Annotated in this window: 17 protein-coding genes; 9 read left to right on the top strand and 8 right to left on the bottom strand. The window is 69.2% G+C overall.

Translation table 11 applies throughout. The features are described 5' to 3' along the window. Positions 1-95: 95 nt before the first annotated feature. Positions 96-737 (bottom strand): LysE family translocator, encoded by a 642-nt coding sequence (locus AC1DCG_RS08430; protein ID WP_165260614.1) that lies wholly within the window; start codon positions 735-737, stop codon positions 96-98. Positions 738-950: 213 nt separating this feature from the next. Then, the gene (locus AC1DCG_RS08425) at positions 951-1355 is read right to left on the bottom strand and encodes an MAPEG family protein (protein ID WP_165260616.1); all 405 of its coding nucleotides are present in this window, start codon (positions 1353-1355) and stop codon (positions 951-953) included. Between the two features lie 184 nt (positions 1356-1539). Between AC1DCG_RS08425 and AC1DCG_RS08420 the strand changes: the two genes are divergently transcribed. Next, positions 1540-1728, top strand: a complete 189-nt coding sequence (locus AC1DCG_RS08420; RefSeq protein ID WP_477041448.1) for a KTSC domain-containing protein — start codon at positions 1540-1542, stop codon at positions 1726-1728. 74 nt (positions 1729-1802) lie between these two features. Here AC1DCG_RS08420 and AC1DCG_RS08415 read toward each other — a convergent pair whose 3' ends face one another. The 5 genes from AC1DCG_RS08415 to AC1DCG_RS08395 all read right to left on the bottom strand — a co-directional run bounded on the left by AC1DCG_RS08415 (position 1803) and on the right by AC1DCG_RS08395 (position 7131). Further along, the gene (locus tag AC1DCG_RS08415) at positions 1803-3659 is read right to left on the bottom strand and encodes a flotillin family protein (protein ID WP_477036585.1); all 1857 of its coding nucleotides are present in this window, start codon (positions 3657-3659) and stop codon (positions 1803-1805) included. Between the two features lie 65 nt (positions 3660-3724). Beyond that, positions 3725-4333, bottom strand: coding sequence for a YqiJ family protein (locus AC1DCG_RS08410; protein ID WP_477028570.1), 609 nt, complete (start codon positions 4331-4333; stop codon positions 3725-3727). Between the two features lie 4 nt (positions 4334-4337). Next, entirely contained in the window at positions 4338-4913 is a 576-nt protein-coding gene (locus AC1DCG_RS08405; protein ID WP_477028569.1) for a PspA/IM30 family protein, read from the bottom strand. A gap of 10 nt (positions 4914-4923) precedes the next feature. Then, positions 4924-5409, bottom strand: a complete 486-nt coding sequence (locus AC1DCG_RS08400; RefSeq protein WP_240903549.1) for a hypothetical protein — start codon at positions 5407-5409, stop codon at positions 4924-4926. Between the two features lie 165 nt (positions 5410-5574). Next, complete coding sequence (locus AC1DCG_RS08395) at positions 5575-7131, bottom strand: hypothetical protein (RefSeq protein WP_477028568.1); 1557 nt, start codon at positions 7129-7131, stop codon at positions 5575-5577. 353 nt (positions 7132-7484) lie between these two features. Here AC1DCG_RS08395 and AC1DCG_RS08390 point away from each other — a divergent pair, with 353 nt between their 5' ends. From AC1DCG_RS08390 to AC1DCG_RS08355, 8 genes are all read left to right on the top strand, one after another. Beyond that, on the top strand, positions 7485-9893 hold the full coding sequence (locus AC1DCG_RS08390; protein ID WP_477028567.1) for a TonB-dependent siderophore receptor: 2409 nt from the start codon (positions 7485-7487) through the stop codon (positions 9891-9893). 69 nt (positions 9894-9962) lie between these two features. After that, positions 9963-11258 carry an MFS transporter gene (locus AC1DCG_RS08385; protein WP_477028566.1) on the top strand — a complete coding sequence of 432 codons (1296 nt, stop codon included), beginning with the start codon at positions 9963-9965 and terminating at the stop codon, positions 11256-11258. 15 nt (positions 11259-11273) lie between these two features. Beyond that, positions 11274-12338, top strand: coding sequence for an LLM class flavin-dependent oxidoreductase (locus tag AC1DCG_RS08380; RefSeq protein ID WP_477028565.1), 1065 nt, complete (start codon positions 11274-11276; stop codon positions 12336-12338). Continuing rightward, positions 12335-12967: a cysteine hydrolase family protein gene (locus AC1DCG_RS08375; protein WP_477028564.1), complete on the top strand. Its 633-nt coding sequence runs from the start codon at positions 12335-12337 to the stop codon at positions 12965-12967. Before AC1DCG_RS08380 ends, AC1DCG_RS08375 begins: the two co-directional genes overlap by 4 nt. Further along, the gene (locus tag AC1DCG_RS08370; RefSeq protein ID WP_477028563.1) at positions 12967-14352 is read left to right on the top strand and encodes a zinc-binding metallopeptidase family protein; all 1386 of its coding nucleotides are present in this window, start codon (positions 12967-12969) and stop codon (positions 14350-14352) included. The genes AC1DCG_RS08375 and AC1DCG_RS08370 overlap by 1 nt, the downstream gene beginning before the upstream one ends. Further along, a complete protein-coding gene (locus AC1DCG_RS08365; protein ID WP_477028562.1) occupies positions 14352-14846 on the top strand; it encodes a flavin reductase family protein in 495 nt (164 codons plus the stop codon). The genes AC1DCG_RS08370 and AC1DCG_RS08365 overlap by 1 nt, the downstream gene beginning before the upstream one ends. Before the next feature lie 11 nt (positions 14847-14857). Continuing rightward, complete coding sequence (locus AC1DCG_RS08360; protein ID WP_477041447.1) at positions 14858-15670, top strand: TauD/TfdA dioxygenase family protein; 813 nt, start codon at positions 14858-14860, stop codon at positions 15668-15670. 243 nt (positions 15671-15913) lie between these two features. Further along, positions 15914-16066 (top strand): hypothetical protein, encoded by a 153-nt coding sequence (locus tag AC1DCG_RS08355; protein ID WP_165260644.1) that lies wholly within the window; start codon positions 15914-15916, stop codon positions 16064-16066. A 3-nt stretch (positions 16067-16069) separates the two neighbouring features. Here AC1DCG_RS08355 and AC1DCG_RS08350 read toward each other — a convergent pair whose 3' ends face one another. Beyond that, a complete protein-coding gene (locus AC1DCG_RS08350) occupies positions 16070-16798 on the bottom strand; it encodes an enoyl-CoA hydratase/isomerase family protein (RefSeq protein WP_477028574.1) in 729 nt (242 codons plus the stop codon). Positions 16799-17079: the final 281 nt, after the last annotated feature.

Genomic DNA, 17079 nt, shown 5'->3' with positions numbered 1-17079 from the left:
TACCACAATGCATGGCTGAGCTTTGCGGTTTCGCCAAGGCGAACACGTTGCCGCGATGTAAAAAGAGATTGCTGGCCGACTGTAGAAAGCGAGGCTCAGCCCCGGGCCACGATCAGGCCCGCCGCGGTGATCAGCAGGATCCCCACCAAGATGCCGAAACCCTTGCGGAAGGCCGGCTCGTTCATCCGCGAGGCCAGGGCCGCGCCGCCCAGGCCGTAGGCGCTCATGCTGATCAGGTCCATGCCGATGGTGGCGGCGGCGAACATGACCAGCTGCGGAACCAGCGGCCGCTGCACGTCGATGAACGGCGGCAGCACCGCGCCGAAGAACAGCAGGATCTTGGGGTTGGCGATCTGCACGGTGAAGCCGTCGCGGAAGGCCGAGCGGCTGGACGACATGCGCACGCCGGCCAGGGCGGCGCCCTCGGCGTTCGCCGGCTTCAGCGCGCCGCGGATCGACTTGATCCCCAGCCAGACCAGATAGGCCGCGCCGGCCAGGGCCAGGACGTGGAAGGCGGCCGGGAACGCAGCGATCAGCGCGCCCAGGCCCAGGGCCGCGAACACGAACCAGACCAGGCTGGCGGTGTTCATGCCCACCACGCCCAGCAGCGCCGCGCCCTTGCCCTTCTCCATGCCGGTGGCGATGGCGAACAGGTTGGCCGGACCCGGCGTGATGGCCATCACGAACATGGCCGCCAGGAAGGCGCTGTAGCGGGCGGGATCGACGGGCAGGACCATGGCGGGGCTATAGGCCTTCTTCCTGCCAAGACAAAGCTCGTCATCCCGGCCGCAGCGAAGCGGAGAGCCGGGACCCAGGGGTCGCCGCATCGCATCGGCCAACGCCACGGTGGGCGAACCTGGACGCCGAGCCTGGTCCCCTGGGTCCCGGATAAGCCCTGCGGGCTTTCCGGGATGACGAGCTTTATTATCCGGCGGCCGTTTTGAATGTCGCTACAGCCCCACGCTCACCGCCACGAAGATCGCCCGGCCCAGCGCGCCCAGCAGCAGGGCGAAGGTGGTGAAGGCCTGGATGGCGAAGCCCAGGCCCCGCTTCTTCGGATCGGCGGCGTAGGACAGGGCGTAGATGATCCGGCCGAGGATCCACACCGCGCCGGCGGCGGCGGCGAAGAGGTCGTTCCAGTAGATCGCGAACAGCCACATCGACGGCAGGAAGATGACCAGCCATTCCAGGGTGTTGGCCTGCACCCGCACGGCCCGTTCCAGGTCGGGGTGGCCGGTCATGGCCGGAGCATCGATCTTGGTGCGGCGGCGGGCGCCGCCCACGCGCAGGATCATCCAGATGTAGCAGATCAGCGCCGCCAGGGTGACGATGGCCACGAGGGCATGGGTTTGCATGGGCTTGGCGGTCCTCCCCGAACCTTTGATGCGGCGCAAGGACGGCCGCGCGCGGGGAGCTTAAGCTTATTCACGCAGGCAACTCAAAGCCGTGACGGCCAGGGTCGGAACCGTCGCCCCGTCCCATGCGCTTTCAGCCTCGTAGACCCTCGTTCCGAACCCTTTCCGAAGAAAGGTCTCGCGCATGCTCGTCGACTCCAGTGCGATCCGAGCGATCGACTACGAACCCGAACACGGCAAGCTCTTCGTCACCTTCATCGATGGCGACGCGTACGTCTATGTCGGCGTGCCCGAGCGGGTGACGGCGGCCTTCACGCGCTCGCGGTCGAAGGGGCGGTTCTTCCAGCGGATCGCTGCGCTTCGGCCGGGATGACGAGCCGAGGGGGCAAGAAGAAAGCCGCCGCCCTTTGGGCGACGGCTTCCGATCGTCGGCAGTGAGGAGAAAGCTTACGCCTCCTCGTCGCCTTCCTCTTCTTCCTCGACAGCGACCGGGGCTGCGATGGCGACGGGCTTGGCCTTCCTGGCGCGGCGCGGGGCCGGGACGCCGTCGATGGCGGCGGGGGCCGGGGCGGCGTCGGCCAGCGGGGCGGTCAGGCCCGACAACGCCCCGCCGTTCAGGCCCACCTCGGCCATCAGCTGGTCCAGCAGCGGGGCTTGCGCACGATAGCGCAGGGCGCCGCTGACCACCTGGTCGGCCAGGTTGCCGCCGCCGCCGTTCGAACCGCCGCCGGCGTCGTTGGCCGCGGCGGCGCCGGTCGCGCCGTTCAGGCCGTCGACCTGGACGATGCGGATCGAGTCGATCGCTTCCAGCGGCTTGACCGACTCGGCGATGATCCGGTCGAGGTTCTCGATCAGCTTGATGCGGATGGCCATGGCCACCTGGTCAGCCGACAGCAGGTTGGCGGCCTTGTTCAGGGCCTCCTGACCCGAGGCGTCGACGTCGTAGCGCACGCGGGCGGCCTCGGCGGCCAGGCGGACGGCTTCGGCCGTCGCTTCGGCCTCGATGCGGGTCTTGTCGGCCGCGCCCTTGGCTTCCTCGCGCAGGGCCTCGGCCCGGTCGGAGGCGGCGGTCTTCTCGGCCTCGGCGGCCACCTTGACGGCGATGGCCTCGCGCTCGGCCTCCTTGGTGGCCTCGATCAGCTCGATGATCTTCTGGCGGTCGGCGGCCTCGCGTTCTCGGACGGTCTTGACCTGTTCTTCGGCAGCGACGGCGAGCGCAAGAGCCTTGTCGGCGTCGGCCTGGGCCTCGGACTGGGCGCGCGACTTCTCGGCCACGGCGATGGCGCGGTCCTGTTCCGACAGCTCGATGGCCTTGGCCTTCTCGATCGTCTGGGTCTCGACGGCGCGCTCCTTGGCGATCTCGCGCTCGCCCAGCTCCTGCTCCATGGCGATGCGCTGCTGGGCCACGGCCCGGTCGGCGGTGATCTTGGCCTGCTCGATCTGCTGTTCACTGGCGATCTTGGCCTGTTCGGCTTCCTGGGTCTTTTCCGCCTGCTGGCGGGCGACCTCGGCCGACTGCTCGGCGCGGCGGGTGGCCAGTTCGCGCTCCTGCTCGAGCTTGGCGTATTCCTCGTCGCGGGTGATCTGCAGGGTCTGGCGCTGGGCCTCCAGGTTCTTGGTGCGGATCTGCACCTGGGTGTCCTGCTCGATGTCGTTGCGCAGCTTCTTGCGCAGCTCGATCTCCTCGGTCAGCCGCGTCAGGCCCTCGGCGTCGAAGGCGTTGGAGGGATTGAAGTACTCCATGGCCGTCTGGTCGAGGCCGGTCAGCGACACGGTCTCCAGCTCCAGGCCGTTCTTCAGCAGGTCTTCGGACGACACCTGCTGCACCTTCTGGACGAAGTGGGTGCGCTGCTCGTGCAGCTCGGTCATGGTCAGCTCGGCGGCCACCGAGCGCAGGGCGTCGACGAACTTGCCCTCGACCAGCTCCTTGAGCTGCTCGGGATGCATGGTGCGCTGGCCCAGCGTCTGGGCGGCGCTGGCGATGGCTTCCGAGCTGGGCTGAACGCGGACATAGAACTCGGCCAGCACGTCGACGCGCATGCGGTCCTTGGTGATCAGGGCCTGCTCGTTGTTGCGCGAAACGGCCAGGCGCAGGGTGTTCATGTTCACGGGAATGGTCTCGTGGAACACCGGCAGGATCAGCGCGCCGCCGTTCATGACCACCTTCTCGCCGCCGAAGCCGGTGCGGACGAAGGAGGTTTCCTTGGAGGCGCGCTTGTAGAGGCGGGCCAGGATCAGGCCGAGGATGAGAAGGCCGACGAGGCTCCCACCGGCGATTGCGGCGATCTCGATCAGGGCTGGCATGCGGATTTACCCCCGGAGTTTTGGAAAGCGGAAAAGGTTGAAGAGGAGGAAGGCGAAGGCGGGCGTCACAGCAGCGCTTCACTTTCGTTGCGGATGGCCAGGAAGCGGGCGCCGGCGTTGCGCACGATGATGACGCTGGTCCCCTGCGCGAAGGCCTCGCCGTCGTCGTCGGGCTCGACCATCACGTAGTGGGTCTGGCCGTGGGCGTCGCGCACCCGGGCCTGGGCGGGCGAGCCGACCTTGGCCTCGCCGGTGACGATCACCGCCACGCGGCCGACCAGGGTCTCGCGCGAGACGGCGGTGGTCTCGTCGCCCGGCAGGATGCGGGCCAGCAGGCCGCCCAGCACGCGGGTGAAGGGCAGGGCGACCGCGGCCGCCAGCGGGCCGGCGATCCAGGCCGGGGCGGGATGGCGGAAGACGCCGGTGATCAGCTGCTGCAGCACCAGGCCCGTCACTCCGAAGGCGAACAGGAAGACCACGATCACCATCAGCAGCGGCAGGCGGCCGACGTTCAGCCAGCCCAGCAGTGAGGGATGGTCGAAGTCGGGACCGTCGGCGCCGTCGTGGCCGAGGGCGCCGCCCAGGCCGGCGGCCTCGACCGCGCCGATCAACAGCATCAGCAGAAGGGCGGCCAGGAAGATCGTGTTGCCGTCGGCCGACAGGAACCCCCACATCGGCTCAGCTCCCGTTGCGCGCGGCGCGCAGGGCGGCCAGCCGTTCGTCGACGCGGTGGCCGCGGGCCAAGCGCTCCAGTTCCGACAGCTTGGCCCCGCGCGCCAGTTCGGCGTCGGTGGGCGGCTGCGGGGTCTTGGCGCGAGCGGCGGTCAGGTCGGTCAGGTCCTCGGCCATCTCGCGGCGGGTGGCCTGCAGGGCGGCCAGATAGCCTTCCAGCTCGGCCTGGCGCTGGGCGGCGTCGGCGACGGCGGTCTCCAGCACCGGGACCTGGGCCTCGATGTCCAGCTGGTGCTCCAGCGCGGCGCGGATCAGGTCCTCGCGGTCCTGGGAGAGGGCCAGCTCGATCTGGGCCGACAGGTCGTCGTGGCGGCTGGACTGTTCGGTCAGGCGCTTGGCGGCCAGGTGGCGGGCGGCGATGGCGCGGCCGAGCTCGGCGCGCACCTCGTCGATCGCCTGGTCGACCTCGCGCAGGGCCTGCTGGCCCAGCGCGTCGGGCATCACCTCTTCCAGGGCGTCGATCAGGGCGTGGGCGCCGCCGCTGACGATGCGTCCCACTCGGGCGCGCAGGGTATCTGCCATCGGGTCCTCGTCAGGCGGCCGACGGGCGGTCGCCCGCGGCGGTGATCAGGCGGGTCAGCTCGCCCAGGGCGGCGACGCGGCGGGAGACGATCGTCGGATCGTAGGCGGGGGCGCTGGGCGTCACGCCCCAGCGCAGCATCTGCTCGGTCAGGCGCGCGGCGCAGTCGACCAGGCGGGCCTCGTGGCGGGCCAGGGCCTGTGGATCCGCGCCCGCCAGCTCGGCCGGGGCGGCCAGCAGCACGGCCAGCATCTCCTCGATCGCGGCGGTCAGGGCCAGGGCGACGGTGGAGTGGCGGTCGGAGGCCAGCTCGGCCGCGCGCAGGGCCTTCAGGGCCGGGGCGGCGATGTCGTGGGCGGCGGCCAGGGCGGCGTCCCAGCCGGCCGGGGTCTCGGCGCGGCGGCGGGCCTGGCGGATCAGGCCGCGCACCTTGTCGCTGGCCGTGATCGCCCCCTCCAGTTCGAGACCGGCGAGGAAAAGGGCGTCCTCTTCGGACAACCGTACACTCAAGGGCGTGTTCAGCGCGACCATGAGTGGCAATGTGGGGCGATGTAATACGTTTGTAAACAGCTAGGCCTTTCAGCCTGAGATTACATCTTCGTCATGTGCTCGCCGAAAGGTTCGAAGGTCGCCGGCGGCGCGGGGCCGCCGGCGACCGCCGGGTCAGACGTTGTTGGCCACGATGCGGCTGGCCGAGGTTCCGGCCAGGTTGTTGATCGGCTTCTTGAAGACGTTGTCGGCGACGACGAAGTCATCGCAGGTCGCCTCGATCTGCGCGCCGTTGGTCAGCACGGCCTGGGCCTGGAACAGGGTGTTGCCGCAGACCACGATCCGCTTGGCCAGCGAGAACTGCAGCATGTTCGTGGCGTTGACCTCCCTGAAGCGGTTGTTGGCGACGATCAGGCCGTTGGCGTTGAAGGCGCTGATCACCGGTCCCTGGACGCCGACGAACCAGTTGGCGACGAGGCTGACGTCGTTGATCGCGCCCGTGCCGGTGGCGACCATCTCCACCGCCGGCTGCTGGGCGGCGAAGCCGCTGACATAGACGCCGTTGAAGTTGACGTTGTCGATCGTACCGCCGTCGGCCTGCAGCGAGGCCACGCGCGCGGCGCCGACGCCGGCCACCTCGTTGTCGCCCTCGAACTGGCAGCCGGGGTTGAACCAGACGTCGCCCACCTTGCCCGATCCGACGGTGTGGATCTCGGCGCCCCGGTCGGCGTGGTAGAAGATCACGCCGTTGAAGCGCAGGCCCGCGACCCACTCGCCCGAGCCCGCCGCCACGCGCAGGGCCCGCGAGCCGGTGGCCAGCTTCATGGTCAGCTGGCCGTCGTGGAAGCTGCAGTCGCCGCTGCCGCCGTCGATCAGGCAGCCGAGCGCGTTCTGCCGGTGCTCGGCCCAGATCCCGAAGCGCTGGATGCTCCACATCCGGGCGTCGGAAAGGTGCAGGCCGACCTCGAAGTCCTGGATGAAGACGTCCTGCAGCAGGCTGGGCTTGAGCGGATCGCCGCCCGTCAGGCGCAGGCCGGTGGCGCAGCCGCCGGCGTTCCAGACCAGTCCCAGGCTCTCGATCCTGGTCTCGGTATAGGCCCCGTCCGCATTGGGCAGCGCCGTGGCGGTGAGGTTGACCAGCGCCTGGCCGGCCTGGCCGCTCCACGGATGGGCCGCGTCGGACGAGGCGATCAGCCGGGTTCCGTCGTTCATCACCCCGGCCCCGCGCAGCGTCAGCGAGAAGGTCTGGGTCGGGCGCAGGAAGATGGGCGCATGCAGCTTGTACTCGCGGCTCAGCAGCCGCAGTTCCATCGGACCGCCCAGGGCCGCGCCGCTGGCTTCCAGGCAGTCGTGGGCCTGCTGGATGAAGACGGCGTCGGTGGCCGTGTCCTTCTGCGCGCCGAACATCTCGGGCGTCAGGCTGCGCAGGCCGACCACCTTGCCCGTGCCTTCCAGGATGAAGACCTGGCGTTCGGTGGGCAGCTCGACCTCGCCCATCAGATAGAGCGTGGCGTTCTTGATGCGGAAGGTGCAGCCCGGCTCGATCAGCAGGTTCTTGCCGACCGGCATGACCGCGTCCCAGCTGTCGATGAAGTACTGCGCGCCCTGTTGGGCGACCCAGCCGATGTCCGTACCGCCGAAGGCGGCGGTGATGCCGGGCGCGTCGTTGTTGACGCCGTTGGCGACGATGCCGGCGCCGCCGAACGTACCGATAAGAGGTTTGAGGCTCATTGTTCTTCTTTTGTTCCAGCCGCCGGACTGCCCGGCGGCGTCGAAGCCAAGGTGGCGATGGGCTGCGACACTATCGGACGTTGTGCTGCGATCTTTCGATCCCGAGGCGTGATCGGCGTCGCCACGGCGCTTGAGTCGCGGTCTCGTTCGCTCTGGATCAAGTTCCTTGGTCCCGCCGTGGGCGAAAGCCGCGCAGAGGGGGGCAAATCCTGGGCGTCTCGAACATTTTGAGTGAAATTACAGATGCCGGCCCGGACGTCGGGAACGAGGCGAGGCGATGGTTTCACCAAGAGGCGTCGCTCTGGGGATAACCGCCGAGGGCGGGAGTGCGACGGCCTTGAACGAGGACCGTCATGTCGAACCAAGGAATGCTGCTCGCGGGCTGCTCCGCCGCCGTTCTGCTCGCCCTGGCCGGCGCCGCCCACGCGGCCGACCCGGATCCGTCGGCCGCCGCGCCGGACGCCGTCGACGAGATCGTGGTCAAGGCCCGCGACAAGGCCGGCCTGATCGAGAAGGAGCCGAACAATACCGTCTTCGGCCTGGACAAGCCGCTGATCGAGACGCCGCGCTCGGCCAGCTTCGTCTCCGACCTGACGCTGCAACGCTACGGCATCGAGACCATCGACGGCCTGACCGCCGTCTCGCCGGGCACCTACACCGCCAGCTTCTACGGCGTGCCCGGCGCGCTCAACATCCGCGGCACCCTGGCGGAGAACTACTTCCGCGGCTTCAAGCGCATCGAGAACCGCGGCACCTACGCCACCCCGATCGGCGCGGCCGACCAGATCCAGATCGTGCGCGGCCCGCCGACCCCCATCTACGGCTCGGGCAAGGTCGGCGGGATGCTGAACTTCATTCCCAAGTCGGGGAAGGGCGAGGGCGGCTACCTGTCGGAGACGCAAGGCGAGGTCACGGCCACCTACGGCAGCTACAACCGCAAGAACGCCACCGCCCAGGTCGGCCTGCCGGTGAACCTCGGCGACGTCGTCGGCGGCGTGCATGTCTATGGCGAGGTCGAGGACAGCCACAGCTACTACAAGGGTATCTATCCGCGCCGCCAGACCCTGCAGGTCTCGTCCGACCTTGATCTCGGCGACGGCTGGAGCACGGCCGTCGGCGGCATGCTGTACCGCTCGAAGGGCGACGTGCAGACCCCGGGCTGGAACCGCCTGACCCAGGACCTGATCGACAACGGGACCTACATCACCGGCCGCGACACCAGCCTCGTCGACGCCGACGGCAACGGCCGCCTGACGCCCAATGAGATCGGCTTCTATCCGTACGCCAGCGCCATGTACCTGGCCTACTACGGCTTCCCGACCACCGACGCCAAGCACACGCTGGACACCGGCGTGGGCACGACCAAGCTGTCGCCGCGCACGGTCTACATCTCGGGCGCCGACTTCTCGAAGACCGAGACCAACACCCTTTATTTCGACATCGCCAGGGAGCTGTCGCCCGACAGCTCGATCAAGCTGCAGCTGTTCTACGACAGCCTGGAGAACAAGCGCTTCGTCTCCTACGGCTATCCGGCCTGGTTCAACAGCGACGTCTGGGAAGCGCGTCTGACCTGGAACTTCGCCAACGAGTTCCTCGACGGCGCGGTCAAGGCCAAGTCGTTCGTCGGCGCCTCCTACCGCAGCTTCGACGGCCGTCGGCGCGAGAGCTACAACAGCGGTCTGATCGCGCTGGACCGTCGCGACATCGCCTTCGGCGCCACCCCCACCGACATCATCGGCAGCCCGTTCAACCCCGGCGACGGGGTGGCCTGGGAGAACGACAACCGCTCCGAATGGACGCAGGCGGGCCTGTTCTTCACCACCGACATCATGGTCGGCGAGAAGCTGAACCTGATGCTGGGCGGGCGCTACGACGACTACGACGTCACCTCGCAGGACACCGGCTTTCTTTCTTACACCGTGGCCGGCGAGCAGAAGGCGGCCAAGGGCAAGGGCACCTACACCGCCAGCGCCACCTACAAGGCCCCGTTCGGGTTGATGCCCTACATCACCTACGCCAAGGCCTCGGCGCTGGAGATGAGCCAGGCCGGCGACATCGCCCCTGGCCTGGTGGCCGACGCCGGCGACGCCTGGCTGTCGGACGGCGACCTGGCCGAGGCCGGGATCAAGTTCCAGTGGCTGAAGGGCACGCTGGTCGGTTCGCTGGCCGGCTATCGCCAGAACCGCACCCAGCTGACCGGCATCACCCAGACCCCGACCGGCACCCGCGCCAAGGGCGTGGAGCTGGAGGTCCGCTGGCTGGCCAGCGAGCACTTCAGCTTCACCTTCTCGGGCAACACCCAGCACACCACGGTCAAGGGGCCCGACACCTCGTTCCAGTACGTGCCGGTGCACACCGTCGGCGTCACCGGGGCCAACGGCTTCGGCGGTTCCTACGTGGTGTGGAGCTTCGACAGCGTCCGGCCGGGCGACTACGACTACACCCTGATCCCGAAATCGGTGCTCAGCCTCTACGGCGCCTACACCTCCGACGCCTACGACTGGGGCAAGGTCGCCGCCACGCTCGGCGTGACCCGCGTGACCAAGACCTCGGGCACGGTGCCGGGCGCGGTGGTCTATCCGGACTACGCCGTGGCCAGCGGCTCGGTCGCCTACGAGTACGGACCGTATACCGCCACGCTCAACGTCGATAACCTGTTCGACAAGCTCTACTTCACGCCGGTCGGCGACACCTACGCCAACCTGGCGGCCCTGCCGTCCAAGGGCCGCGAGTGGCGCGTGACCCTGTCCCGGAAGTTCTAGTCCCCTGCGGCGCGCTCGCTGCAACGGGCGCGTCGCTCCCTTCCTTGAGTTCCAAGAGAGAGCCTCGCCATGCCGACCTCCCCCTGGCGTCCCTGGCTGATCCTGTCGGTCTTCGCCCTGCTGCTGTTCCTGATCACCGCCTCGACCTTCTCGTCGCTGGGCGTGGTGCTGCCGGCGATGATCAAGGAGCAGGGCTGGGGCTTTGGTCCGGCCTTCCTGGGCTTCACCCTGCTGGGCGCCTTCTGCGGCGGCTCGTCGTGGCTGCCGGCCCTGCTGATCCGCAAGCTCGGCGTGCGGCCGACCATCGTCGCCGGCTCGGCGGTGATGGTCGCGGGCTTCACCTGCCTGGCGGCGACGCCGGGCCTGACCGTCTATCTGGTCGGCACGGCGCTCCTGGGCGTCGGCTACCAGATGATGGCCCTGATCCCCGGCACCCACGTGCTGGGCATGCTGTTCAAGAAGCGCGCCCTGCCGTTCGGGATCTACTTCACCATCGGCTCGCTGGGCGGCGTCGTCGGCCCGTGGATGGCGCTGTCGGGCATGGAGATCGCCGGCGGCGCCTGGCGGCCCTACTGGTGGATGCAAGCGGCCGCCTCGCTGGTCGTGGGCCTGGTCTGCACCGCCCTGGTGGGCAGCAAGGCCTGGCTGGCCGAAGCCGCCGCGCAGACCGACAAGGCCGTCGCGCAGGACATCGAGAGCGCCCCTGCCACGACCAGGGTCTATCGCACCGCCGTCGACTGGACGGTGAAAGAGGCCGTCCGCACCCCGCAGTTCTGGGTAATCCTGGCGGCCTATTTCGCCCACCTGCTGGGCGGGGTCACCGCCGTCAGCCTGGCCCCCAGCCACTTCGGCGAACTGGGCGTGGCCTCGACCGTGGCCATCTCGGCGATCAGCCTGGAGGCCCTGATGCAGGTGGCCGCCCGGGCCGGCGGGGGCCTGGTGGGCGACCGCGTCGACCCGCGCTGGCTGCTGGCGGGCGCGCAGGGGGTCATGGCCGTCGGCCTGCTGGCCCTGACCCACGCCACGACCTGGCCGCTGATGATGCTGTTCGCCGTCGGGGTGGGGATCGGCTTCGGCATGACCGTGCTGGCCGTCAGCATCCTGCTGCTCAACTACTACGGCCGGAAGAACAATCTCGAGCTCTTCTCGATGGTCTGCCTGGTCGGCGCCGTCTCGGCCCTGGGGCCGGTGATCGGCGGGATGATGCGCGACCAGCTGGGCGGCTTCGCCCCCACCTTCCAGCTCTTCGCCGCGGTGATCGGCCTGATCTTCATCGCGGCCCTGTTCATGCGCCCGCCGCGCAAGGCCGTCGAGGCCGAACCGATCGGCGAGCCCGTTCCCACCCTGCTGCAAGACGCCGCCTAGCCGAGGATGCCCGCCATGTATCACAGCCCTTCCAAGCACAAGGACTTCGGGGTGTTCCTGCCGGTGGCCAACGGCGGCTGGATCATCTCCAAGACCACCCCCGTCCTCGACGGCCTCTATGAAACCAACAAGGCCGCCGCCGTGAAGGCCGACGAGGTCGGCATGGACTTCGTCATGTCGATGGGCAAGTTCCGCGGCTTCGGCGGCGAGACCGACCACTGGGGCACGGCCCTGGAGTCGGTGACGATGATGGCCGGCATCGCCGAGGCCACCAAGAACGTCCGCATCTGGGCCACCATCCACCCGCTGCTGCAGAACCCGGCCGTGGCGGCCAAGATGATCGCCACGCTCGATCACATCAGCGGCGGCCGCGCCGGCCTCAACATCGTCGCCGGCGCCTATCGCGGCGAGTTCGCCCAGATGGGGGCGTGGGACGACGCCCTGACCCACGACGACCGCTACGTCCTGACCGAGGAATGGACCAAGATCGTCAAGCGGCTGTGGAGCGAGGACAGCGTCGATTTCGACGGCAAGTTCTTCACGATGAAGGACTGCCAGTCCAAGCCCAAGCCGCTTTCCAGGCCGCGCCCTGAACTGATCTGCGCGGGCATGAGCGACCGGGGCTTCCAGTTCTCGGTGCGCGAGGCCGACGTCTGCTTCATCGGCGGCCGCACGCCCGAAGAGCGCCGCGACGCCAGCCGCCGGGCCAAGATCGCCGCTGAAGGCATGGGCAAGACCATCAAGACCTACGCCATGTGCACGGTCGTCCACGCCGAGAGCGACGCGGGGGCAGAGGCCCTGGTGGAGCGCTACAAGGGCGGCGCCGACATGGGCGCGATCCTGGCCATGCTGGAAAGCTGGGGCGTGCCGGCCGAGAAGCTGTCGACCGTCGCCGCCCAGCAGGGCGCGTTCATGACCCACACCGTGGTCGGCTCGCCGGCCACCTGCGCCGAGCAGGTCGAGGGCTTCGTCACCGACTGCGAGCTGGACGGGCTGATGCTGATCTTCCCCGACTATGTGGAGGGCCTCTCCATGTTCGGCTCGGAGATCCTGCCGGGCCTGCGCTCGGTGTTCTCGTGAGCGACGTCGGCGCCTGGATCGCGCCCGGGCGCACGGCCTTGGTCGTGATCGACATCCAGGTCGACTTCGCCTCGCCCGACGGGGTGCTGGGCGGCTACGGCGTCGACATGGGCATGGTCGCGCCGGCCGTCGACGCGGCCGGCCGCCTGGTCGAGGCGGCGCGGGCGGCGGGCGCGCCGGTGGTGTTCGTGGGCCTGTTCACGAGCCCGCAGACCGACAGCCCCTCGTGGAACGAGCGCATGCGCCGGCGCGGCGGCGATCCCGACAGCGAGGCGGCCCTGTGCCGCGCCGGCCGTCCGGGCAGCGCCTTCCATGGTCCCCAGCCCGCCGATGGCGAACTGGTGGTGGCCAAGACCCGCTACAGCGCCTTCGTCGGCACGGACTTCGATGCGCGCCTGAAGGCCATGGGCGTCGACACCCTGGTCGTCTGCGGCCTGACCACCGAGTGCTGCGTGGCGGCCACCGCCGCCGACGCCTTCGACCTCGACTACCACGTCTTCGTCGCCGCCGACGCCTGCGCGGCCTACGAGCCCGACCTGCACGAGGTCGCGCTGAAGACGATGGGGCTCAACACCGCGATCCTCACCGACAGCGTCGAGGTCGCCAAAGCCTGGAAGGAGGCCGCGTGATGGCCGACGGGTTCGCCAACCTCGCGGGCGTCGCCGCCCCCTACGTCGTCACCGAGGCCGACCGCGCCGCCATCGCCGCGGCGATCAGCGAAAGCGAGATCGTGGAGCTGGCCCTGACGCTGGGCAACATCCCCGCGCCTTCGGGCAAGGAGCTGGAGGCGGCAACTTACGTCTACGACTGGATGGCGCGCGAGGGCTTCTCGCCGCGCAAGGTCGGGGCGACGCCCGAGCGTCCCAACGTCATCGGCACGCACGGCGGCAAAGGGGTGGGCAAGAACCTGCTGTTCACCGCCCACCTCGATACCGAGGCGCCGACCTGGAACCCGGACCTGGACGCCTACAAGTACAGCCCCTCGACCCTGGCCAATCCCGAGTGGGAAAAGTGCTGGCTGGAGGACGGCAAGCTCTACGGCTATCCGATAGCCAACGACCGCGGGCCGATGGCCTGCTTCCTGATCGCCGCCAAGGCGCTGAAGGCGGCCGGCTACGAACTGGCCGGCAAGATGTACCTGACCGCCTGCCCCGGCGAGATCGGCCCCGAGCCGATCGAGGAGCACCGCGGGGTCGCCTACATGGGCAAGGACATCGGCGCCCACTACCTGTTCCACCACGGCGGGGTGGCCCCCGACTACGCCATCGCCGCCGAGGGCTGCGACTTCGGCCTGACCTGGGTGGGCTGCGGCTATGCGGTGTTCAAGATCACGGTGTGGGGCGAGGGGGTGTTCACCCCGTTGCTGGCCCACCCGGCCAGCGCCGACCAGCATCCCAACCCGATCTACAAGCTTGGCAAGCTGACTGAGGCGATCCACGCCTGGAGCGGCCAGTGGGAGAAGGCCAGCCTCTACGAGAGCCCGGGCGGGGTCGCCCAGCCCAAGTCGCAGCTGGCGTCGGTGCGCGGCGGCATTCCCTACGCCTTCGGGGCGGGCACCGAGCGGGTGAACCTCTATCTGGAGGTGGGCCTCAACCCTCGCCAGCGCGTGGCCGACATCCAGCATTCGCTGGAGGCCATGGTGCGCGAGACCGGCATCGCGGGGATCGAGATCGAGCCGGTGGTCGTGCGCCACGGCTTCGAGGCCGACGCGGCCGAGGTGGCCCCGCTGGTCGGCGCCGTGGACGTCGCCACCCAGCTGTCGCTGGGCCATCCGGTGGCCCGCGCGGCCAGCGTCTATTCCAGCATGTGGCGCGACCACAACGTCTTCAACATGCACCGCATCCCGGCCATCACCACGGGTTTCGCCCGCTGGCGGCCGACGCCGAAGGACCTGGTCGACAGCGCCCTCGTCTACGCCCTGACCGCCCTGGCCGTCTGCGGCCGCGCCGAGACGGCGGACGCCGAGAACCGCGCTCCGCCGGTCTATGGCGACAACCCGTTCGGGGGCGAGTGATGGGCGCGGCCCAGGCCCTGGAGGTTCCCGACGTCGCCCTGTTCCGCAAGGCCATGGGCGGCTTCGCGGCGGGCGTGACGGTGGTGACCACGGCGCTGGACGGCCGGCTCAGCGGCACGACGGTCAGCGCGTTCTCGTCGCTGTCGATGGACCCGCCGCTGGTGCTGGCCTGCCTCAAGCGCGGCAGCCGCACCCTGGCCGCCGTCAGCGAGGCGGGCGTGTTCTGCGTCAACATCCTGGCCGCCGACCAGGGCGAGCTGGCCTACGCCTTCGCCAAGTCGGGCTGCGACGAGCGCTTCGCCCTGGCCGCCCTGGAGGCCGGCGCCACCGCCGCCCCGGTGCTGGCCGGCTGCGTGGCGGTGGTCGAGTGCGAGCTGCACGCCGCCCACGACGGCGGCGACCACGAGATCCTCGTCGGCCGGGTCGTTTCCGTCCGCATCGACGAAACCAAGCCGCCGCTCGTCTACGTGCGCGGCAAGTTCTTGAACACCTGAGAGAGTTCGCGATGGCTTACGACGTGCTTGAAGTGAAGCCGATGACCCGCCGGATCGGCGCCGAGGTGTTCGGCGTCGACCTGGGCCAGCCGCTGTCGAACCACCAGTTCGAGGAGCTGCACCAGGCCCTGACCCAGTACCAGGTGCTGTTCTTCCGCGACCAGGAGATGACCCACGACGCCCACAAGGCGCTGGGCCGCAAGTTCGGGCCGCTGGCCATCCATTCGGGCGTGCCGGGCCTGGCCGACCATCCCGAGGTCGTCGCCATCCACGCCGACGCCAATTCCAAGTTCGTGGCCGGCGAAAGCTGGCATTCGGACCTGACCTGCGATCCCGAGCCGCCCCTGGGCAGCATCCTGCACATGCCGATCGTGCCCGACGACGGCGGCGACACCGTCTTCGCCAGCATGTACGCGGCCTACGACACCCTGTCGGACCGGATGAAGGCCTATCTGGAGGGGMTGACCGCCGTCCACGACGCCAACCCGATCTACAAGGCGCTCTTCCCCGACATCGACCGGCAGTACAACCGCACCGCCCACCCGGTGGTGCGCACCCACCCGGTCAGCGGCAGGAAGAGCCTGTTCGTCAATCCGTCCTACACCACCCACATCGTCGGCCTGCCCAAGGCCGAAAGCGCGGCGATCCTTTCCTATCTCTACCACCACGCCGGCAATCCGGACTTCCAGGTGCGCTTCCGCTGGCGGAAGAACTCGGTGGCCTTCTGGGACAACCGCTGCACCTGGCACCAGGCGATCTGGGACTACTTCCCCGACGTGCGCTCGGGCTTCCGGGTGACGATCGCGGGCGATCGGCCGGTTTGAGCAACGCCGCCAGAACCTCACGTCATTCCCGCCCTTGTGGCGGGAACCCCTCTGGCGGCCGCACGGGCGGATGAGGCGGATCGCCGGCGATCCGCTTGCGCTTCACTTGCGCGCTTAACCAGGGTTTCCCGCCACAAGGGCGGGAATGACGGGATGTGAGTGCGTTGGGCCTGTCTTGTCCCGCGACCTTGACCTTTCCGGTCGTCTCGTCGTTGATGCCCGCCTGGGTTTCAGGGGCTTTCGATGACGAAAAAGGGTGGCGTGGGCTTCGTCCTGGGCGTGTGCGGGGGGATCATCTTCGGCGCGCTGATCGACAACATGGCCATCGGCCTGATCCTGGGCTTCGCGGTCGGCTTCGGCCTGATCAAGCTGGGCGGCAAGAAGGCCTCCGAATAGGGCCTACTTCCTGCGAAAGTCCGCCGTGCGCTTGCCCATGAAGGCGGCGATGGCTTCCTTGTGGTCGCCGCTGGCGATCAGGGCCGGCAGTTCCTCCTCCACATAGGCCTTGCCGTCGACGATCCGCTTGGTCGCCTCCACGGCCAGGGGGGCGCGGGACGATATGGCTTCGGCCAGCCGCATGGCCTCGCGCAGCAGCGTGCCGGGCGTGTGCACCGCCGTGACGATGCCGTCGAACAGGGCGCGGGCGGCGTCGAACTGGGCGCCGGTCAGCAGGTGGGCCTTGGCCCGCGCGGCGCCGATCAGCCGCGGCAGGCGCGTGGCCGAGGCCACCAGGCCGATGTTCACTCCCGAGGCGGCGAAGGTCGACCGGTCGCTGGCCAGGCGGATGTCGCAGGCCAAAGCCAGTTCCAGCCCGCCGCCGAAGCACCAGCCGTCGATGGCGGCGATGGTCGGTACCCGCAGGGCCTCGACCCAGTCCATCAGCCGGTTGAAGTCTTCCACCGCCGCCAGGGCGCCGTCGCCGCGCACGGCGGCCTCGCGCAAGTCGTCCCCCGCGCAGAACACCCCGCCGCGCCCGGTTAGCACCACGGCGCGGACGTCGTCGTCGGTGGCGATCTCGTCCAGGGCCTTCACCAGCTGGGCGCGCAGCGGCAAGCCCAGAGCGTTGGCCGGCGGGGCGTCCAGCTCCAGCAGGATGATGGACCCCGTGGGGCGCGAGACGTGCAGCATAGGAGCCAGTGCTGGGGGGATCGTCGGCGTCATGTCCGCAACCTCGCCCGGCGCGCGGCGAATGGGAAGCATGCAACCTCGAAGGCGACGGGTGGTTTCATGTGCAACCATGCTGCGACGCACAAGGATTCCGCTTGCCAGATCCGAAGCCTTGTCTCAGCCTCAGCCGTACCGGCCTGCCGAGCGTGGCCGGAGAACACGATAAGAACGACGGTCAGGCGGCGCATTTTCACCCCGCGCCGAACCGTACCGCGGAGCGCAGACAGCCATTTCGGCGTTCA

It is taken from the genome of Caulobacter sp. 10L414 (genome assembly GCF_056395525.1).
The sequence above is the reverse complement of the archived record's forward strand: the minus strand, read 5'-3'. Positions and strand labels throughout refer to the sequence as shown.